This is a genomic window from Yinghuangia sp. ASG 101, from assembly GCF_021165735.1.
Lineage (GTDB): Bacteria > Actinomycetota > Actinomycetes > Streptomycetales > Streptomycetaceae > Yinghuangia.
Genome location: NZ_CP088911.1, coordinates 4171676 through 4188207, shown reverse-complemented (window position 1 = coordinate 4188207; position 16532 = coordinate 4171676). Strand labels below are relative to the sequence as shown.

Genomic DNA, 16532 nt, shown 5'->3' with positions numbered 1-16532 from the left:
GCCCTCCGGCAAATCACTCCGCTCTCGGCGAATCACGCATTTCTGCGCGATACCCCTCCGCCACGCCCCTTCCGCGCGGACCTGCGACCGCCGCTCCGCGGGCGCGATCGCACGACCGTCCCCATGCGCACCCGCACCACGGTCGTCAGCGGCTCCACAATGCCCCCGCCCACCTGGACCACTTCCCAGTCCACGGCACCGAGTTTGCGCAGATCCTCGGAGGACTCACGAAGCTCCCCGGCGGCGGAGTCGCCCTTGAGGGCCAGCATTTCGCCCCCCGAGCGCAGCAACGGCAGGCCCCAGCCCGCGAGTCGGGACAGCGGAGCCACCGCACGTGCGGTGACGACGTCCGACTCCACACTGCCGCGCACCTCTTCGGCCCGCCCACGCAGCACTTCGACGTTGTCCAGCCCGAGTTCGTCGACCACTTCGTCGAGGAAGGTCGTACGGCGCAGCAGCGGCTCCACCAGCGTGACGCGCAGGTCGGAGCGCACCAGGGCGAGGGGGATGCCGGGCAGTCCGCCGCCCGAGCCGACGTCGTGCACCACGGCGCCTTCCGGCACCAGCTCGGCTATGACCCCGCAGTTGAGCAGGTGGCGCTCCCACAACCGCTCCACCTCGCGAGGACCGATCAGACCGCGGCGCACCCCGGCATCGGCGAGGATGTCGGCGTACCGGACCGCCCGGTCCAGGTTGTCGCCGAACAGCCTGCCGGCGGCCTCCGGTGCTTCCGGGGCCTTGTCGGCGGGTTCGCGCCCGCTGTCATGTTCCACGTGAAACATCTTCCCAGGAACGGCCTCGGCCCCGCCTTTCCAGGCGGGGCCGACGGCGAAGGATTCGATGGGCCGGATCAAGCCGGAAGCACGACGACGCAGCGCTGCGGCTCTTCACCCTCGGACTCACTGCGCAGCCCGGCCTCGGCAACGGTGTCGTGCACGACCTTGCGCTCGAACGGGGTCATCGGCTTCATCTTCAGGGGCTCGCCCGACCCCTTGACCTGCTCGACGGTCTCGGTGGCCAGCCGAGCGAGGTCCTGGCGACGCTTGGCGCGGAAGCCTCCGATGTCGAGCATCAGGCGGCTCCGCTCGCCCGTCTCGCGGTGGACCGCGAGACGGGTCAGCTCCTGGAGGGCCTCCAGGACCTCGCCGTCGCGGCCCACGAGCCTGGTGAGGTCGCCGGCGGGGGTGTCGGCCTCCTCGCCGGCGATCACCGACACCGAGGCGCGGCCTCCCTCAACGTCCATGTCGATGTCGCCGTCCAGATCGGCGATATCGAGCAGGGCCTCAAGGTAGTCCGCCGCGATCTCGCCCTCCTGCTCCAGACGGCTGACATCCTCCGCGGTCAGCGTGATGCGCCGCGGCGTCGCGGGGGTTTCGACGGCGGGGGTCTTGCCTTCCGTCACAGGGGTACTCCTTAACGCTTCGGATGACGCTTCATGACGCTTCGAGTCTTCCCGGGGCCCGGGAAGGCAGCCGGGCCGGGGCGGCCCGGTGGGCGGCGAGGGGCCCCGGTCAGGACTTCTTGCGTCCCTTGCGGCTCTGCGCCTGCTTGCGGCTCTGGGTCTGCTTGCGTGCGGCCGGTCGGCTCTGGCCGTTCTGGCCGTTCTGGCCGTTCTGGCGGGCCTGCCCACTCCGGCCGTTCGCGCTGCCGCCGGTGTCGGCCGACTCCGCCGCGTCGCTGTCGGCGGGCGGCGTGCCGTTCTTGCCCGACGGAGGCGTCCGGGCCGTGGAGCCCTTCACCGTGGAACGCTGCGGCGCCGGGCCGTGGGGGCCGCCGCTCTTGCGCTTGGCCTTGCTGGTACGGCTCGGCTGCGTGCGCTTGGCGGCACGCTCCTTCTCCTCGGCCTGCTTGCGCTCGTACTCCTCGGCGTCGACGACATCGCCTTCCGGAGTGAGGACCTTGCCCTGCTTGCGGGCCTTCTCCGCCAACCGTTCCTGGCGTGCCTGGAACGCGATGCTGCCGGGCGTGGGGTTGCGCTGGATCACGTACATCTGCTGGCCCATGGTCCACAGGTTGGTGGTCAGCCAGTAGAGGAGGACACCCACGGGGAAGTTGATGCCGAAGACCGCGAACATGATGGGGAAGACGTACATCAGGATCTTCTGCTGCTGCGCGAACGGGTTCGCGGCCATCGCGGTGGGATCCGTGTTCTTCACCATCAACTGGCGCTGCGTGATGAACTGCGACGCCGACATCATCACGATCATGACGACCGTCACGATGCGGACGGTGCTGAGGTCCGCGCCCAGCTTGGCGACCTCGGACGCCGAGTCCAGGAACTTCGCGGCGATCGGCGCGCCGAAGATGTGCGCTTCCTTGGCGCTGTTGACGTCGCTCTGGCTGAGGACGCCGACCGTCTTGCCCTGCGACACGCGGTTGAGCACGTGGAACAGCGCGAAGAAGAACGGCATCTGCACAAGGATCGGGAGACAGCTCGAAAGCGGGTTGGTGCCCGTTTCCTTGTAGAGCTTCATCATCTCCTGGGACTGGCGCTCACGATCGTCCTTGTAGCGCTTCTGGATCTCCTTGATCTTGGGCTGCAGGATCTGCATGTTCCGGGTGGCCCGGATCTGCTTCACGAACAGCGGGATCAGACAGATCCGGATCACGACCACCAGGCACGCGATGGCGAGGCCCCAGGACCATCCGCTGCCCTTGCCGAAAATCGGGCTGAACAGCGCGTGGAATTGCAGGATGATCCAGGAAACGGCGTCGTAGAGGGGATTAAGTAGCCCCACGGTCAAGCTCCTCGGGCGATGGTGTGCGTACCGTGCACATGGTCGGCGTGATCAGAGGTGCACGTACGGGAGGTCTTCTGCGCCTCGGGGGCTGTCCCGGAGGACCGGAGACGCCATGGGCGGCGAGTACGCGGCGGCACGGGGTCGACTCCGCCGGCGTTCCAGGGGTTGCAGCGCAGGATGCGCCACACGGTCAGGTAGGTGCCCTTGATCGCGCCGTGCGTCGAGATCGCCTCGTACCCGTAGCGCGAACAGCTCGGGTAGAACCGGCACACCGGCCCCAGCATCGGACTGATCGTCCACTGGTAGAGCCTGATGAGCCCCATGAGCAGATACTTCATGGCCTCGCCTTTGGCTGGGCCCCGGTCCGGGCCGCGGTGTCACCCGACGGCTTCGGCGCCGCGCGTGTCTCCTGGGAACGACCGAGAAGTCGACTCAGTGCCGCATCCAGGTCGGAAGCCAGGTCGGCGTGTGCTGCGGCAGCCGCGGGCGGCAGGGCGCGTACCACGACCAGGCTACCTTCCGGCAACGCGTCGAGACGGTCCCGGACCAGATGCCGCAACCGGCGCTTGACCCGGTTGCGTACCACCGCGGGACCGACGGCCTTGCTCACGACGAAACCCGCACGCGGCGGCAGGGGCTCCCCTGCGGACGTGTGCGGGTCCGTGGCACTGCGGGCGATGTGGACCACGAGCGACGGCCGCCCGGCACGGCGTCCCCGCCGCACCGCGACCGCGAACTCGTCACGACGCCTCAGCCGGTTTGCGGGAGGGAGCACGGTGAACCGACCCCTCTCCGCACCGAAGGTCAGGCGGACAGCTCGGCGCGACCCTTGCGGCGGCGGGCAGCCAGGATGGCGCGGCCGGCGCGGGTGCGCATGCGCAGCCGGAACCCGTGGGTCTTCGCCCGGCGACGGTTGTTCGGCTGGAAGGTGCGCTTGCTCACTCGGGGGCTCCAGGATTGACTCGGAGGCTGGCGGAAGGCCGCCGGCCATCACCGTACGTCCGCAACATGCAGTCTGCTGGTTCGTTTACGGACATGCGGCAGCGGTCGTCGACAACTAGACCGGCCCACGGTACGTACGAAAGCCCGCTGCGGTCAAATGAGGGATCCGCCCCCGCGGCCGACACCGTAGCCGACCGGATCCGACGACCGCCGGGAAGGGGTGCGAACAACGGGTTACCGCGGGCTTTCGCCTGGCCTTTCCGCGGCTTTCCGGGGGTGCGAACCCACTATTCACAGCCTGTGGACAACAAGTTGAGCGGGGGCCGGGGCGACGACTACCGTGGTGGGTTCTGCTCGCCGGACCGACGACCACCAGCCCACCGCGGAGACACCGCTTCCCGATCGCCGCACGATCGCCGCGTCGCCGATCGCCCCCACGCCCCGATCCAACGCAAGAAAGAGCGTGCAACCGTGGCCGACATCACCAGTGACCTCGCCGCGGTCTGGGCACGGTTTCTGGAACGCCTCGCCACGGACGAAAGCGTCGAGGCGAAGGACAAGGGCTGGCTGCAGCGGACGCAGCCGCTCGCGCTGATCTCGGACACGGTGCTGCTGGCGGCCCCCAACGAATTCGCCAAACAGGTGCTGGACGGACGGCTGCGACATCTGGTGACCGACACGCTCAGCCAGGGCTTCGGGCGGGCCATCACCTTCGCGGTGACCGTCGAGCCGGGGGCCGGCGGCGACCCGGCGCCCTACGGTTCGCCGCCACCGCAGCAGCAGTTCCCGCACGAGCGCTATCCACCTCCCGACGACCGGTATCCCCAGGACCAGCCGTACGGGCAGGAGCCCTACGGCGCCGAGCCGTACGGCCAGCCTCCCTACCGGCCCGAGCCGTACACCGCGCCCGCCCCCTACGGCCAGGACTACGGCCACGACCGCTACCCCGGCCCGCGGTACCCGCAGGACCAGCGCGACCGCTACGACCAGGACCGGTACGACCAGGACCGGTACGACCAGGGCTACGGGGGCGACCGCTACCCCGCCCCCGCCCGCTACGGCCAGGACCCGTACGCGTCCGAGCACCGCTACGGCGGCGAACCCGCCTACCGTCCCGCGCCGTTTCCCCCCGACGAGCACCGCGCCCCGGGCGGCCACGACGCCGAGCACTCGCCGGGAGCGCTGCCCGCCCAGAAGACCTCCAGCCCGGAACTGCCGGGCGGAGGCGGCTCCGGCGACGACGACCACGCTCCGGGCCTGTCGATCGCGGCGGAGGAAGGCACCCTCTTCTCCGGACGCGACGATCTGATCGCCCCGCGCGGCGGTTATGCCGACGGCGGTTTCTCGGCGTCGCCCGTCCACAGCTTTGTGGACGGGGCCGGGCACGGCCCCGGCGAGCGCACGGGCCCGCCGTCCCCGGTGCGCCCCACGACCGTTCCCGGCCCCGCACCGCGACCGGGGACCGGACGGGAACCGGCGGCCGGCACCGGCCGCGAGCACGTGCCCGCCGGCAAGGAGAACGAACCGGCCGCACGCCTCAACCCCAAGTACCTGTTCGAGACGTTCGTCATCGGCTCCAGCAACCGCTTCGCGCACGCCGCCGCCGTCGCGGTCGCCGAGGCCCCGGCCAAGGCGTACAACCCGCTGTTCATCTACGGCGAGTCCGGCCTCGGCAAGACCCACCTGCTCCACGCGATCGGCCACTACGCGCGCAGCCTGTATCCCGGCACCCGCGTGCGGTACGTCAGCTCGGAGGAGTTCACCAACGAGTTCATCAACTCCATTCGCGACGGAAAGGCCGACGGTTTCCGCCGCCGGTACCGCGATGTGGACGTGCTCCTGGTCGACGACATCCAGTTCCTGGAGACGAAGGAACAGACCCAGGAGGAGTTCTTCCACACCTTCAACACACTGCACAACGCGAACAAACAGATCGTCATCTCGTCGGACCGCCCGCCGAAACAGCTCGTGACGCTGGAGGACCGGCTGCGGAACCGCTTCGAGTGGGGCCTGATCACCGACGTCCAACCGCCCGAGTTGGAGACGCGGATCGCGATCCTGCGGAAGAAGGCGATCCAGGAGGGCCTGAACGCACCGCCGGACGTCCTCGAGTACATCGCGAGCAAGATCTCGCGGAACATCCGCGAACTGGAGGGCGCGCTCATCCGCGTCACGGCGTTCGCGAGCCTGAACCGGCAGCCGGTCGACCTCCAGCTCACCGAGATCGTGCTGAAGGACCTCATCCCGGACAGCGCCGGCCCGGAGATCACCGCCGGCACGATCATGGCGCACACCGCGTCCTACTTCGGCCTCAGCGTCGAGGACCTGTGCGGGACGTCGCGCAGCCGCGTGCTCGTGACCGCCCGTCAGATCGCGATGTACCTGTGCCGTGAGCTGACCGACCTGTCCTTGCCCAAGATCGGCGCGCAGTTCGGCGGCCGGGACCACACCACGGTGATGCACGCCGACCGCAAGATCCGCTCGCTGATGGCCGAGCGCCGCTCGATCTACAACCAGGTCACCGAGCTGACCAACCGCATCAAGAGCTAGCGCGCCACAGGCAGCGCCCTCGGCTCCGGCGATACCGGAAGTCTCGTCGTTTCCCGCTCTGTTCCCCCCGGCCGCGCCGTGCACAGGCCGACGCCGCGCCGCCGGATTCCGCGTCCCACACCAGTCTCTCCGAGCGCTGTCCCCAGGCTGGGGACAGCGCTCGCATCGTCGTGCGGGCGGCCTTCGCGACCTCTTCGCGACCCGGCGGAGCCTCGGTCATCGCGAACATCCAGTCGGTTGCCGTGTGACCTTCATCTCATCATGTTTGGCGGGCCCGGTTTTTCCACGGGCTACGCTCGAAATCGTCGTCCACACCATGCGAAACACTGTGCACAGCCGCACTTACCCACAAGGGCTGGGTACGCCCAACAGGAACACGCAGGTCAACTGGTTGGGGATCTGTGCACGGCCGTCATCCACAATCTGTGGATAACACTTGACCCGGTCGTGTTCCCCTCAGACGTACGGGCGTTGTCCACTGCTTGTCCACTGCATCGGCGCGGTTTTCCCCAGGTTGTCCACCGATCTGTCCACAGAACGACCGCGGTCACCCGATCCGGTGATTGGCGGCCTTCCCGGACCGGACGAACCATGGGGACAACCACCACTCAAGTTGGGGATTGAGTGGGGACAAGTGGGGGTAAGCCTGGGGACGGCCTGTGGAGCGGATTTCGCCGTCCACAGCCACGGGGGAGTTGTCCACCGGTTACCCACACCCCTCAGGTGGATAAAAAACCTGCTCTGACCTGCGAAAACAGGGGTTATCCACGGTATCCACACCCCCTACTACTACGACTACCTAGATAACCCTGGGATTGGTCGGCTAATGGTGGGGTGGGCGCCGATCTGTGGACCACGCCGCCGTGAGGGGTGCGAGCGGGCTGTCGGCCCGGTGCGTCAGACTGTGGGCACACATCCAGTGCCCGACATCAGGCAGCGGCAGCAGCAGGAGGCGGTGACCGGTGAAGTTCCGGGTCGAGCGTGACGTTCTGGCGGACGCGGTGGCGTGGACCGCCCGGAGCCTCCCGGCCAGGCCCGCCGTTCCCGTCCTGGCCGGGCTCCTTCTCGAGGCGAACGACGGGACGCTGACCCTGTCGAGCTTCGACTACGAGGTCTCGGCCCGGGTGGGCATCGAGGCCGACATCGAGGACGCGGGCCGCATCCTGGTCTCCGGCCGCCTCCTCGCGGACATCTGCCGCAGCCTGCCGAACCGCCCCGTCGAGGTGTCCACAGACGGTGCGAAGGTCGCGGTGCTGTGCGGCAGCGCGCGGTTCACCCTCCCCACCCTCCCGGTGGAGGACTACCCGTCGCTTCCCGACATGCCCACCGCGGCGGGCTCCGTGCCGGGCGACGTGTTCGCCGCCGCGGTCGCCCAGGTCGCCGTCGCCGCCGGCCGCGACGACACCCTGCCGATGCTCACCGGCGTCCGCATCGAGATCGAGGGCGACACCGTCACCCTCGCCGCGACCGACCGCTACCGCCTCGCGGTCCGCGAGTTCCTGTGGAAGCCCGAGCAGCCCGGCCTGTCGTCGATCGCGCTGGTCCCGGCGAAGACGCTCAACGACACCGCCAAAGCACTCACGACCGGTGACACCGTCCAGATCGCCCTGGCCGGCGAGAAGCTCGGCGAGGGCATGATCGGCTTCGAGGGCTCCGGGCGGCGTACCACCACGCGTCTGCTGGAAGGCGAATTCCCCAAGTACCGCGCGTTGTTCCCGGGAGAGTCCGCCACGGTCGCGACGATCGGCACCGCGTCGTTCGTCGACGCCGTCAAGCGCGTGTCGCTCGTCGCCGAGCGCAACACCCCGGTCCGGCTGAGCTTCAGCCGCGACGGGCTGGTCCTCGAGGCGGGCTCGGGCGACGAGGCGCAGGCCTCGGAGGCCTTGGACGCGACGCTCACCGGCGACGACATCTCGATCGCGTTCAACCCGGCGTTCCTGCTCGACGGCCTCAGCGCGATCGACTCGCCCGTCGCCCAGCTCTCGTTCACCACGTCCACGAAGCCCGCGGTGATGACCGGCAAGCCCGACATGGACGCCGAAGCCACCGACGAATACCGCTACTTGATCATGCCGGTCCGGCTCTCCGGCTGAGCCGCCGACGTGGTCCGCACGAGCGTCGCCCGCGGCTTGCCGCGGGCGCCCGGCGTTCCGCGCGGCGGCAGGCCATCGGTATCAGGGCAGCGATTGTGAGGAAGCAGGACATGGAGCTCGGACTCGTCGGTCTCGGCAAGATGGGCGGCAACATGCGCGAGCGGATCCGCCGCGCCGGCCACACCGTCATCGGCTACGACCGCAACCCCGACGTCGCCGATGTGGACAGCCTCAAGGCCCTTGTGGACAGCCTCGCCGCCCCGCGCGTCGTGTGGGTCATGGTCCCCGCCGGCCCCGCCACCGCGTCGACCATCGCCGAACTCGCCGGGCTGCTCTCCCCCGGCGACGTCGTCGTCGACGGCGGCAACTCCCGCTGGACGGACGACATCGCGCACGGCAAGACCCTCGCCGACCACGGCATCGGCTTCGTCGACTGCGGCGTCAGCGGCGGTGTGTGGGGCCTGGAGAACGGCTACGCGCTGATGTGCGGCGGCACCGCCGACGACGTCGCGAAGGTGCGGCCGATCTTCGACGCGCTCAAGCCCGAGGGCGACTCCGGCTTCGTCCACGCCGGCAAGATCGGCGCCGGCCACTTCGCGAAGATGGTCCACAACGGCATCGAGTACGCCATGATGCAGGCCTTCGCGGAGGGCTGGGAGCTGCTGGAGGCGTCGGACGAAGTCACCGACGTACGCGAGGTGTTCCGCAGCTGGCAGGAAGGCACCGTCATCCGCTCGTGGCTGCTCGACCTCGCGGTCCGCGCACTCGACGACGACGAGCACCTGGCCAAGCTCAAGGGTTATGCACAGGACTCCGGCGAGGGCCGGTGGACGGTGGAGGCCGCGATCGACCTCGCGGTGCCGCTGCCGGCGATCACCGCCTCGCTGTTCGCCCGCTTCGGGTCGCGGCAGGACGACTCGCCGTCGATGAAGATGATCGCGGCGCTGCGCAACCAGTTCGGCGGCCACGCGGTCGAGACCAACGAGTAGCCGTCGTCCCCAGGGTGGTTCGGGGCGGTCCTGGAAATCCGAGTGAGGGGAGGCCGGCGCGCCGCGCGCCGCATCGTCAGCCATGCACGTCGCGCACCTGTCACTCGCCGACTTCCGGTCGTACCCCCGGGCCGAGGTTCCGCTCGACCCGGGCGTCACCGCGTTCGTGGGGCCCAACGGGCAGGGCAAGACCAACCTGGTGGAGGCCGTGGGCTACCTCGCCACGCTGGGCAGCCACCGTGTCGCCAACGACGCCCCCTTGGTCCGGCTCGGGGCCGAACGCGCGTATGTGCGCGCGAGCATCGTGCGCGACGGCCGCACCACACTCGCCGAGCTGGAGATCAACCCGGGCAAGGCCAACCGCGCGCGCGTCAACCGCTCGCCGGTCCCCCGGCCGCGCGAGATCCTCGGACTCCTGCGCACCGTGCTGTTCGCCCCCGAGGACCTGACGCTGGTCAAGGGCGACCCGGGAGAGCGCCGGCGCTTCCTCGACGAACTGCTGACCGCGCGCGCCCCGCGCATGCTGGGCGTGCGGCAGGACTACGACAGGGTGCTCAAACAGCGCAACACCCTGCTGCGCACCGCCGCCATGGCGCGTCGCGCGGGCGGGCGGGCCGCGTCGTTGAGCACGCTCGACGTGTGGGACTCGCATCTCGCGGTGGCGGGCGCGGAGTTGACCGCGGCGCGGATCGAACTGTCCACAGCCCTGCAGCCCTTGGTGGACAAGGCGTACGACGCGCTGTCGTCCGGCGGAGGGCCCACCCATCTGGAGTACCGCAGTTCGGCGGGTGAGGAGCCGCTCGGCACGGACCGCCAGGTGCTCCACGACGCGCTCATGGCCGCGATCGACCGGCAGCGTCCGCAGGAGATCGAACGCGGCGTCACCCTGGTCGGGCCGCACCGGGACGACCTCGCGCTCAAGCTCGGGCCGTTGCCCGCGAAGGGCTACGCCAGCCACGGCGAATCGTGGTCGTACGCGCTCGCGTTGCGGCTCGCGTCGTACGAACTGCTTTGCGCCGACGGCGGCGAGCCGGTGCTCATACTCGACGACGTCTTCGCCGAACTCGACACGCGGCGGCGCGAACGCCTGGCGGAACTGGTCGCGCCCGGCGAACAGGTGCTGGTCACCGCCGCGGTGCCGGAGGACGTCCCGGCGGCGCTGGAGGGCGCCCGGTACACCGTCGCCGCCGGCGAGGTCCGGAGGACGCCGTGACCCCCACGCCCCCCGACGGTGCGTTCGGCCCGGACCCCTCCGCCGCCCTCCCCGCGCGGCCGAACCCGGCGGGCGCCCCCGCGCCGGCGCGAGGCGACACCGCGGGTGCCGAGGCGAAGACCGACGGCAGGAAGGGCGTCGACCTCGCCCGTGCCGCACTGCTCCAGGCGCGCGCGCAGGCCCGCAACCGCCACGAGAAGCAGCAGGAGCGGCGGGACGGCCGCCGGGGGCTGCGCCGCAGCGGATCGGGGCCCGACGACCGCGACCCCCAGCCGCTGCGCCGGGTCATGGGACGGCTGATCGCCGAGCGCGGCTGGCAGACGCCGGCCGCGGTGCACGGCGTGATCGGGCGCTGGACCGAGATCGTGGGGCCGGGCATCGCGGCGCACTGCGCGCCCGAGCGCTTCGAGGACGGCCGGCTGGTGGTCCGCGCCGACTCGGACAACTACGCGACGCACGTGCGGTGGCTCGCCCCGCGGTTGCTTGCCCGCATAAACCAGGAACTGGGCGACGGCACCGTGACGTTCATCGAGGTGCGCGGCCCGGCGGGCGCGACTCGGCGGGGGCGTTGGAGCGCGGGGCCCTGAGGAGCGGGCGGTCCCGGGCGGAGGACGCCGAGGAATGTGGACATCCACATCGGGCGCGTCCTGTCCGGCGGCCTCCCGCGGAGGGCGGCGGATCGGCACGGGCCGGAGCCAAACTGTCGCACCCGCCTGACAGGCTCTCATGGCCGCGGCACCGCAAGGCGCGCCAGCGGCCATGAGAGCCCCGCGAGACCCCCACGCCTATGGGGGGACTTGCGGAAAGGTCTTTCAGTCCGCCACACGCGAACTCAGGCCCCTTGGTAACCGGTCTTTGTGTCTCCGGGACCGGTAGACTATTGGAGCAACACCGCTTCGGCGGAATCCAGTGTCGACTTCCGCGGCTCCGTGCCCGGGGTGACCACGGCCCGGCCTCCACGCCGGGTCGCGCGGTCCTCCCGACCGTGCTCCCAGGGCACGGAGCCGTGCTGTGCCAGAAAGGGCGCTCGTGGCCGACCCCGGCAACCCCAAGGAGAATCACGTGGCCGTGCCTTCCGGCAACGGGGCGGCGCCCGCACCGAACAGCGCATCGTACGACGCGAGCTCGATCCAGGTCCTGGAGGGCCTGGAGGCGGTCCGCAAGCGCCCGGGCATGTACATCGGCTCGACCGGAGAGCGCGGCCTCCACCACCTGGTGTACGAGGTTGTGGACAACGCGGTGGACGAGGCCCTGGCCGGCCACAACGACCGCATCGAGGTCACGCTGCTGCCGGACGGCGGGGTGAGCGTGCTCGACTTCGGCCGCGGCATCCCGGTCGGCATGCACCCCGTCGAGAAGCGCCCGGCGGTCGAGCTGGTGCTGACCGTGCTGCACGCGGGCGGCAAGTTCGGCGGCGGCGGCTACGCCGTGTCCGGCGGTCTGCACGGCGTCGGCGTCTCGGTGGTCAACGCGCTGTCCACCCGCCTCGCGGTGGACATCAAGACGGACGGCTACCGCTGGACGCAGGAGTACAAGAACGGCGTCCCGCTGGAGCCGCTGGCCCGGCACGAGGAGACGGCCGAGACGGGCACGCGCGTGACCTTCTGGGCCGACGACGAGATCTTCGAGTCGACGGTCTACTCGTTCGAGACGCTCAGCCGGCGCTTCCAGGAGATGGCCTTCCTCAACAAGGGCCTGACCATCGTCGTCACGGATCAGCGTCCGGACCACCTCGACCCCGAGGAGACCGAGCGCTCGATCACGTACCACTACGAGGGCGGCATCTCCGACTTCGTGACGTACCTCAACTCGCGCAAGGGCGAACCGATCCACCGGTCGGTCATCGACTTCGAGACCGAGGACGCCGACCGCAAGATCTCCGCCGAGATCGCGATGCAGTGGAACTCGCAGTACACCGAGGGTGTCTACAGCTTCGCGAACACGATCCACACCCACGGCGGCGGCACGCACGAGGAAGGCTTCCGGGCCGCGCTGACCTCGCTGGTCAACCGGTACGCGCGCGACAAGAAGCTGCTCAAGGACAAGGACGACAACCTCTCCGGCGAGGACATCCGCGAGGGCCTGACCGCGATCATCTCGGTCAAGCTCGCCGAGCCGCAGTTCGAGGGCCAGACGAAGGACAAACTCGGCAACACCGAGGCCAAGACCTTCGTGCAGAAGGTCACCAACGAACACCTCTCGGACTGGTTCGACCGCAACCCCAATGAGGCCGCGGACATCGTCCGCAAGGCGATCCAGGCGGCCACCGCGCGCGTCGCGGCCCGCAAGGCGCGCGACCTGACGCGGCGCAAGGGCCTGCTGGAGACCGCGTCGCTGCCCGGCAAGCTGTCCGACTGCCAGAGCAACGACCCGACGAAGTGCGAGATCTTCATCGTCGAGGGCGACTCGGCCGGCGGCTCGGCCAAGTCCGGGCGCAACCCGATGTACCAGGCGATCCTGCCGATCCGCGGCAAGATCCTGAACGTCGAGAAGGCCCGGATCGACCGCGTCCTGCAGAACACCGAGGTCCAGGCGCTGATCTCGGCGTTCGGCACCGGCATCCACGACGACTTCGACATCGAGAAGCTGCGATACCACAAGATCGTGCTGATGGCCGACGCGGACGTCGACGGCCAGCACATCCGCACGCTGCTGCTCACACTCCTCTTCCGTTTCATGCGCCCGCTGGTCGAGGCCGGCCACGTGTACCTCGCGCAGCCCCCGCTCTACAAGATCAAGTGGGGCAAGGACGACCTGCAGTACGCCTACTCCGACCGCGAGCGCGACGCCCTCCTCCAGATGGGCCGCGACGCCGGGCGCAAGCTCCCCAAGGACGACGCGATCCAGCGGTTCAAGGGCCTGGGCGAGATGAACGCCGAGGAGCTCCGGGTCACCACGATGGACTCCGAGCACCGCGTGCTGCTCCAAGTCACGCTCGAAGACGCCGCACGGGCCGACGACCTGTTCTCGATCCTCATGGGCGAGGACGTCGAAGCCCGCCGCTCGTTCATCCAGCGCAACGCGAAAGACGTGCGCTTCCTGGACATCTGACGGGTCTCGCACGGCCGTTCGCCCGGCAATCGCGCCGGGCCTGCAACCGGTCGGTCCCCGACATCCGTCTGACGCCTCGACAGGTCACGCGGCGTACCCCAATCTGACACCCCGACGCGGTACGCCGCAGTGCGAAAGGAACCGGACCAGCGATGGTCGACGCGACCCCCCCTCCCATGTCCGACCGGATCGAGGAGGTCGAGCTCGAAACCGAGATGCAGCGCTCGTACCTCGACTACGCGATGAGCGTGATCGTCGGACGTGCGCTCCCCGAGGTGCGTGACGGCCTCAAGCCGGTCCACCGCCGGGTGCTCTACGCGATGTACGACGGCGGCTACCGCCCCGAGCGCGGCTACTACAAGTGCGCCCGCGTGGTCGGCGACGTGATGGGCTCGTACCACCCGCACGGCGACACGTCGATCTACGACACCGTCGTGCGCCTCGCGCAGCCGTGGTCGATGCGCATGCCGCTGGTCGACGGCAACGGCAACTTCGGGTCGCCGGGCAACGACCCGGCCGCGGCGATGCGCTACACCGAGTGCCGCATGGCTCCGCTGGCCATGGAGATGATGCGCGACATCGACGAGGACACCGTCGATTTCGGCCCCAACTACGACGGCCGCCAGCAGGAGCCGGAGATCCTGCCGTCCCGCATCCCGAACCTCCTGGTCAACGGGTCGGCGGGCATCGCGGTCGGCATGGCGACCAACATCCCGCCGCACAACCTGCGCGAGGTGGCCTCGGGCGTCCAGTGGTACCTGGACAACTACGAGGCGTCCCACGAGGAGCTTCTCGAAGCGCTCATCGAGCGCATCAAGGGCCCCGACTTCCCGACCGGCGCGCTGATCGTCGGCCGCCGCGGCATCGAGGAGGCGTACCGGACCGGGCGCGGCTCGATCACGATGCGCGCGGTGGTCGAGGTCGAGGAGATCAACAACCGGCAGTGCCTGGTGGTGACGGAACTCCCGTACCAGGTCAACCCGGACAACCTCGCGCTCAAGATCGCCGAGCTGGTCAAGGACGGCCGCATCCAGGGCATCGCGGACGTGCGCGACGAGACCAGCTCGCGCACCGGCCAGCGCCTCGTCATCGTGCTCAAGCGCGACGCGGTCGCGAAGGTCGTGCTCAACAACCTCTACAAGCACACCCAGCTCCAGGACACCTTCGGCGCGAACATGCTCGCGCTGGTCGACGGCGTCCCGCGCACGCTCTCCCTCGACGCTTTCGTCCGCTACTGGGTCGAACACCAGATCGAGGTCATCGTCCGGCGCACCCGCTTCCGGCTGCGCAAGGCCGAGGAGCGCGCGCACATCCTCGTCGCCCTGCTCAAGGCGCTCGACGCGATCGACGAGGTCATCGCGCTCATCCGGGCGTCCGCGACGGTCGAGGTCGCGCGGACCGGCCTCATGGGCCTCCTGGAGATCGACGAGATCCAGGCCAACGCGATCCTCGAAATGCAGCTGCGGCGCCTGGCGGCCCTGGAGCGGCAGAAGATCACCGCCGAGTACGACGAGCTGATGGCCAAGATCCGCGAATACCACGCGATCCTGGCGTCCCCCGAGCGGCAGCGGCGGATCGTCAGCGAGGAGCTGACCCAGATCGTCGAGAAGTACGGCGACGACCGGCGCAGCCACCTGGTGCCCTTCGACGGCGACATGTCCATCGAGGACCTCATCGCCGAAGAGGACATCGTCGTCACCATCACCCGCGGCGGCTACGTCAAGCGCACCCGCACCGATCTGTACCGCTCGCAGAAGCGCGGCGGCAAGGGCGTGCGTGGAGCACAGCTGAAGCAGGACGACATCGTCGACCACTTCTTCGTGACGACGACGCACCACTGGATCCTGTTCTTCACCAACAAGGGCCGGGTCTACCGCGCGAAGGCGTACGAGCTGCCCGACACCGGGCGCGACGCCCGCGGCCAGCACGTCGCCAACCTGCTCGCGTTCCTGCCGGACGAGAAGATCGCGCAGGTGCTCGCGGTGCGCGACTACGAGGTGGCGCCGTACCTCGTGCTCGCCACGAAGGCCGGGCTGGTCAAGAAGACCGTGCTCAAGGAGTACGACACCAACCGCAGCGCCGGTGTCATCGCGATCAACCTCCGCGCCGACGAGGAGGGCGTCGACGACGAACTCATCGCCGCGGAGCTGGTGTCCGCCGAGGACGACCTGCTGCTGGTCAGCCGCAAGGCCCAGTCGATCCGCTTCACCGCGACCGACGACGCGCTGCGGCCGATGGGCCGGGCGACGTCCGGCGTGAAGGGCATGAGTTTCCGCGACGACGACGAGCTGCTGTCGATGAGCGTCGTCCGCGAGGGCACGTTCCTCTTCGTCGCCACCGACGGCGGATACGCCAAACGGACCAGCGTCGACGAGTACCGTGTGCAGGGCCGTGGCGGCCTCGGTATCAAGGCCGCGAAAATCGTCGAGGACCGCGGCTCCCTGGTCGGCGCACTCGTAGTGGACGTAACCGACGAAATCCTGGCGATCACGCTCGGCGGCGGTGTGATCCGCACCCGTGTTTCCGAGGTACGGGACACCGGCCGTGACACGATGGGCGTGCAACTGATCAACCTGGGTAAGCGCGATGCGGTCGTGGGCATCGCACGGAACGCCGAGCCGGAGCCCGAGGGCGATCTGGACGGCGACCCGGAATCCGAGGGCGCGGATGCGCCCTCCGGGCAGGAGGGTGAAGTGTGAGAGGGCGATCCACTGAACCGGGCGGCGTATATCGCGAACGCGGCGCCGCGCTGAGCGAGGAGCCTGAGTGAGTACAGACCGGACGTCGGCCGGCGGGCGCAGCCGCCAGACCGATCGGGGCCGGCCGAGCGGTCAGGCCGAGCCCGTCCCCGGCTCGGTGAACCCGGGAGCGGTTCCGCCGCGTCCGGTTGCCCCTCCCCCGCCGCCGCCCGGCCCTCCGCCCACGGCCGCGCCCGCCGGGGCCGCCCCGGCAG

At 69.7% G+C, this 16532-nt stretch carries 13 protein-coding genes; 7 read left to right on the top strand and 6 right to left on the bottom strand.

Features of this window, described 5'->3' with window-relative positions; all coding sequences use genetic code 11:
• Nucleotides 1–32: 32 nt before the first annotated feature.
• The 6 genes from rsmG to rpmH form a co-directional block, all read right to left on the bottom strand.
• Nucleotides 33–782: a 16S rRNA (guanine(527)-N(7))-methyltransferase RsmG gene (gene rsmG / locus LO772_RS17940; protein ID WP_443089283.1), complete on the bottom strand. Its 750-nt coding sequence runs from the start codon at nucleotides 780–782 to the stop codon at nucleotides 33–35.
• Nucleotides 783–850: 68 nt separating this feature from the next.
• On the bottom strand, nucleotides 851–1402 hold the full coding sequence (locus tag LO772_RS17935) for a Jag family protein (protein WP_443089282.1): 552 nt from the start codon (nucleotides 1400–1402) through the stop codon (nucleotides 851–853).
• Nucleotides 1403–1511: 109 nt separating this feature from the next.
• Nucleotides 1512–2738 carry a membrane protein insertase YidC gene (gene yidC, locus LO772_RS17930; RefSeq protein WP_231773037.1) on the bottom strand — a complete coding sequence of 409 codons (1227 nt, stop codon included), beginning with the start codon at nucleotides 2736–2738 and terminating at the stop codon, nucleotides 1512–1514.
• 2 nt (nucleotides 2739–2740) lie between these two features.
• On the bottom strand, nucleotides 2741–3079 hold the full coding sequence (gene yidD, locus LO772_RS17925; protein WP_231773036.1) for a membrane protein insertion efficiency factor YidD: 339 nt from the start codon (nucleotides 3077–3079) through the stop codon (nucleotides 2741–2743).
• Nucleotides 3076–3516 (bottom strand): ribonuclease P protein component, encoded by a 441-nt coding sequence (gene rnpA, locus LO772_RS17920; RefSeq protein ID WP_231773035.1) that lies wholly within the window; start codon nucleotides 3514–3516, stop codon nucleotides 3076–3078. Before rnpA ends, yidD begins: the two co-directional genes overlap by 4 nt.
• A gap of 29 nt (nucleotides 3517–3545) precedes the next feature.
• Nucleotides 3546–3683, bottom strand: coding sequence for a 50S ribosomal protein L34 (gene rpmH / locus LO772_RS17915; RefSeq protein ID WP_010849920.1), 138 nt, complete (start codon nucleotides 3681–3683; stop codon nucleotides 3546–3548).
• 471 nt (nucleotides 3684–4154) lie between these two features.
• On the opposite strand from rpmH, the gene dnaA reads away from it, so the two are divergent.
• The 7 genes from dnaA (at nucleotide 4155) to gyrA (ending at nucleotide 16278) form a co-directional block, all read left to right on the top strand.
• Nucleotides 4155–6233 (top strand): chromosomal replication initiator protein DnaA, encoded by a 2079-nt coding sequence (gene dnaA, locus LO772_RS17910; protein WP_269453050.1) that lies wholly within the window; start codon nucleotides 4155–4157, stop codon nucleotides 6231–6233.
• 962 nt (nucleotides 6234–7195) lie between these two features.
• Complete coding sequence (dnaN, locus tag LO772_RS17905) at nucleotides 7196–8326, top strand: DNA polymerase III subunit beta (protein WP_231773034.1); 1131 nt, start codon at nucleotides 7196–7198, stop codon at nucleotides 8324–8326.
• Nucleotides 8327–8421: 95 nt separating this feature from the next.
• Nucleotides 8422–9315: a phosphogluconate dehydrogenase (NAD(+)-dependent, decarboxylating) gene (gnd, locus tag LO772_RS17900; RefSeq protein WP_269453049.1), complete on the top strand. Its 894-nt coding sequence runs from the start codon at nucleotides 8422–8424 to the stop codon at nucleotides 9313–9315.
• An 82-nt stretch (nucleotides 9316–9397) separates the two neighbouring features.
• Nucleotides 9398–10528 carry a DNA replication/repair protein RecF gene (recF, locus tag LO772_RS17895; protein WP_231773032.1) on the top strand — a complete coding sequence of 377 codons (1131 nt, stop codon included), beginning with the start codon at nucleotides 9398–9400 and terminating at the stop codon, nucleotides 10526–10528.
• Nucleotides 10525–11115: a DUF721 domain-containing protein gene (locus tag LO772_RS17890; protein ID WP_231773031.1), complete on the top strand. Its 591-nt coding sequence runs from the start codon at nucleotides 10525–10527 to the stop codon at nucleotides 11113–11115. Before recF ends, LO772_RS17890 begins: the two co-directional genes overlap by 4 nt.
• Nucleotides 11116–11557: 442 nt before the next feature.
• Nucleotides 11558–13579, top strand: coding sequence for a DNA topoisomerase (ATP-hydrolyzing) subunit B (gene gyrB / locus LO772_RS17885; protein ID WP_443089458.1), 2022 nt, complete (start codon nucleotides 11558–11560; stop codon nucleotides 13577–13579).
• 152 nt (nucleotides 13580–13731) lie between these two features.
• Complete coding sequence (gene gyrA, locus LO772_RS17880; RefSeq protein WP_269453048.1) at nucleotides 13732–16278, top strand: DNA gyrase subunit A; 2547 nt, start codon at nucleotides 13732–13734, stop codon at nucleotides 16276–16278.
• Nucleotides 16279–16532: the final 254 nt, after the last annotated feature.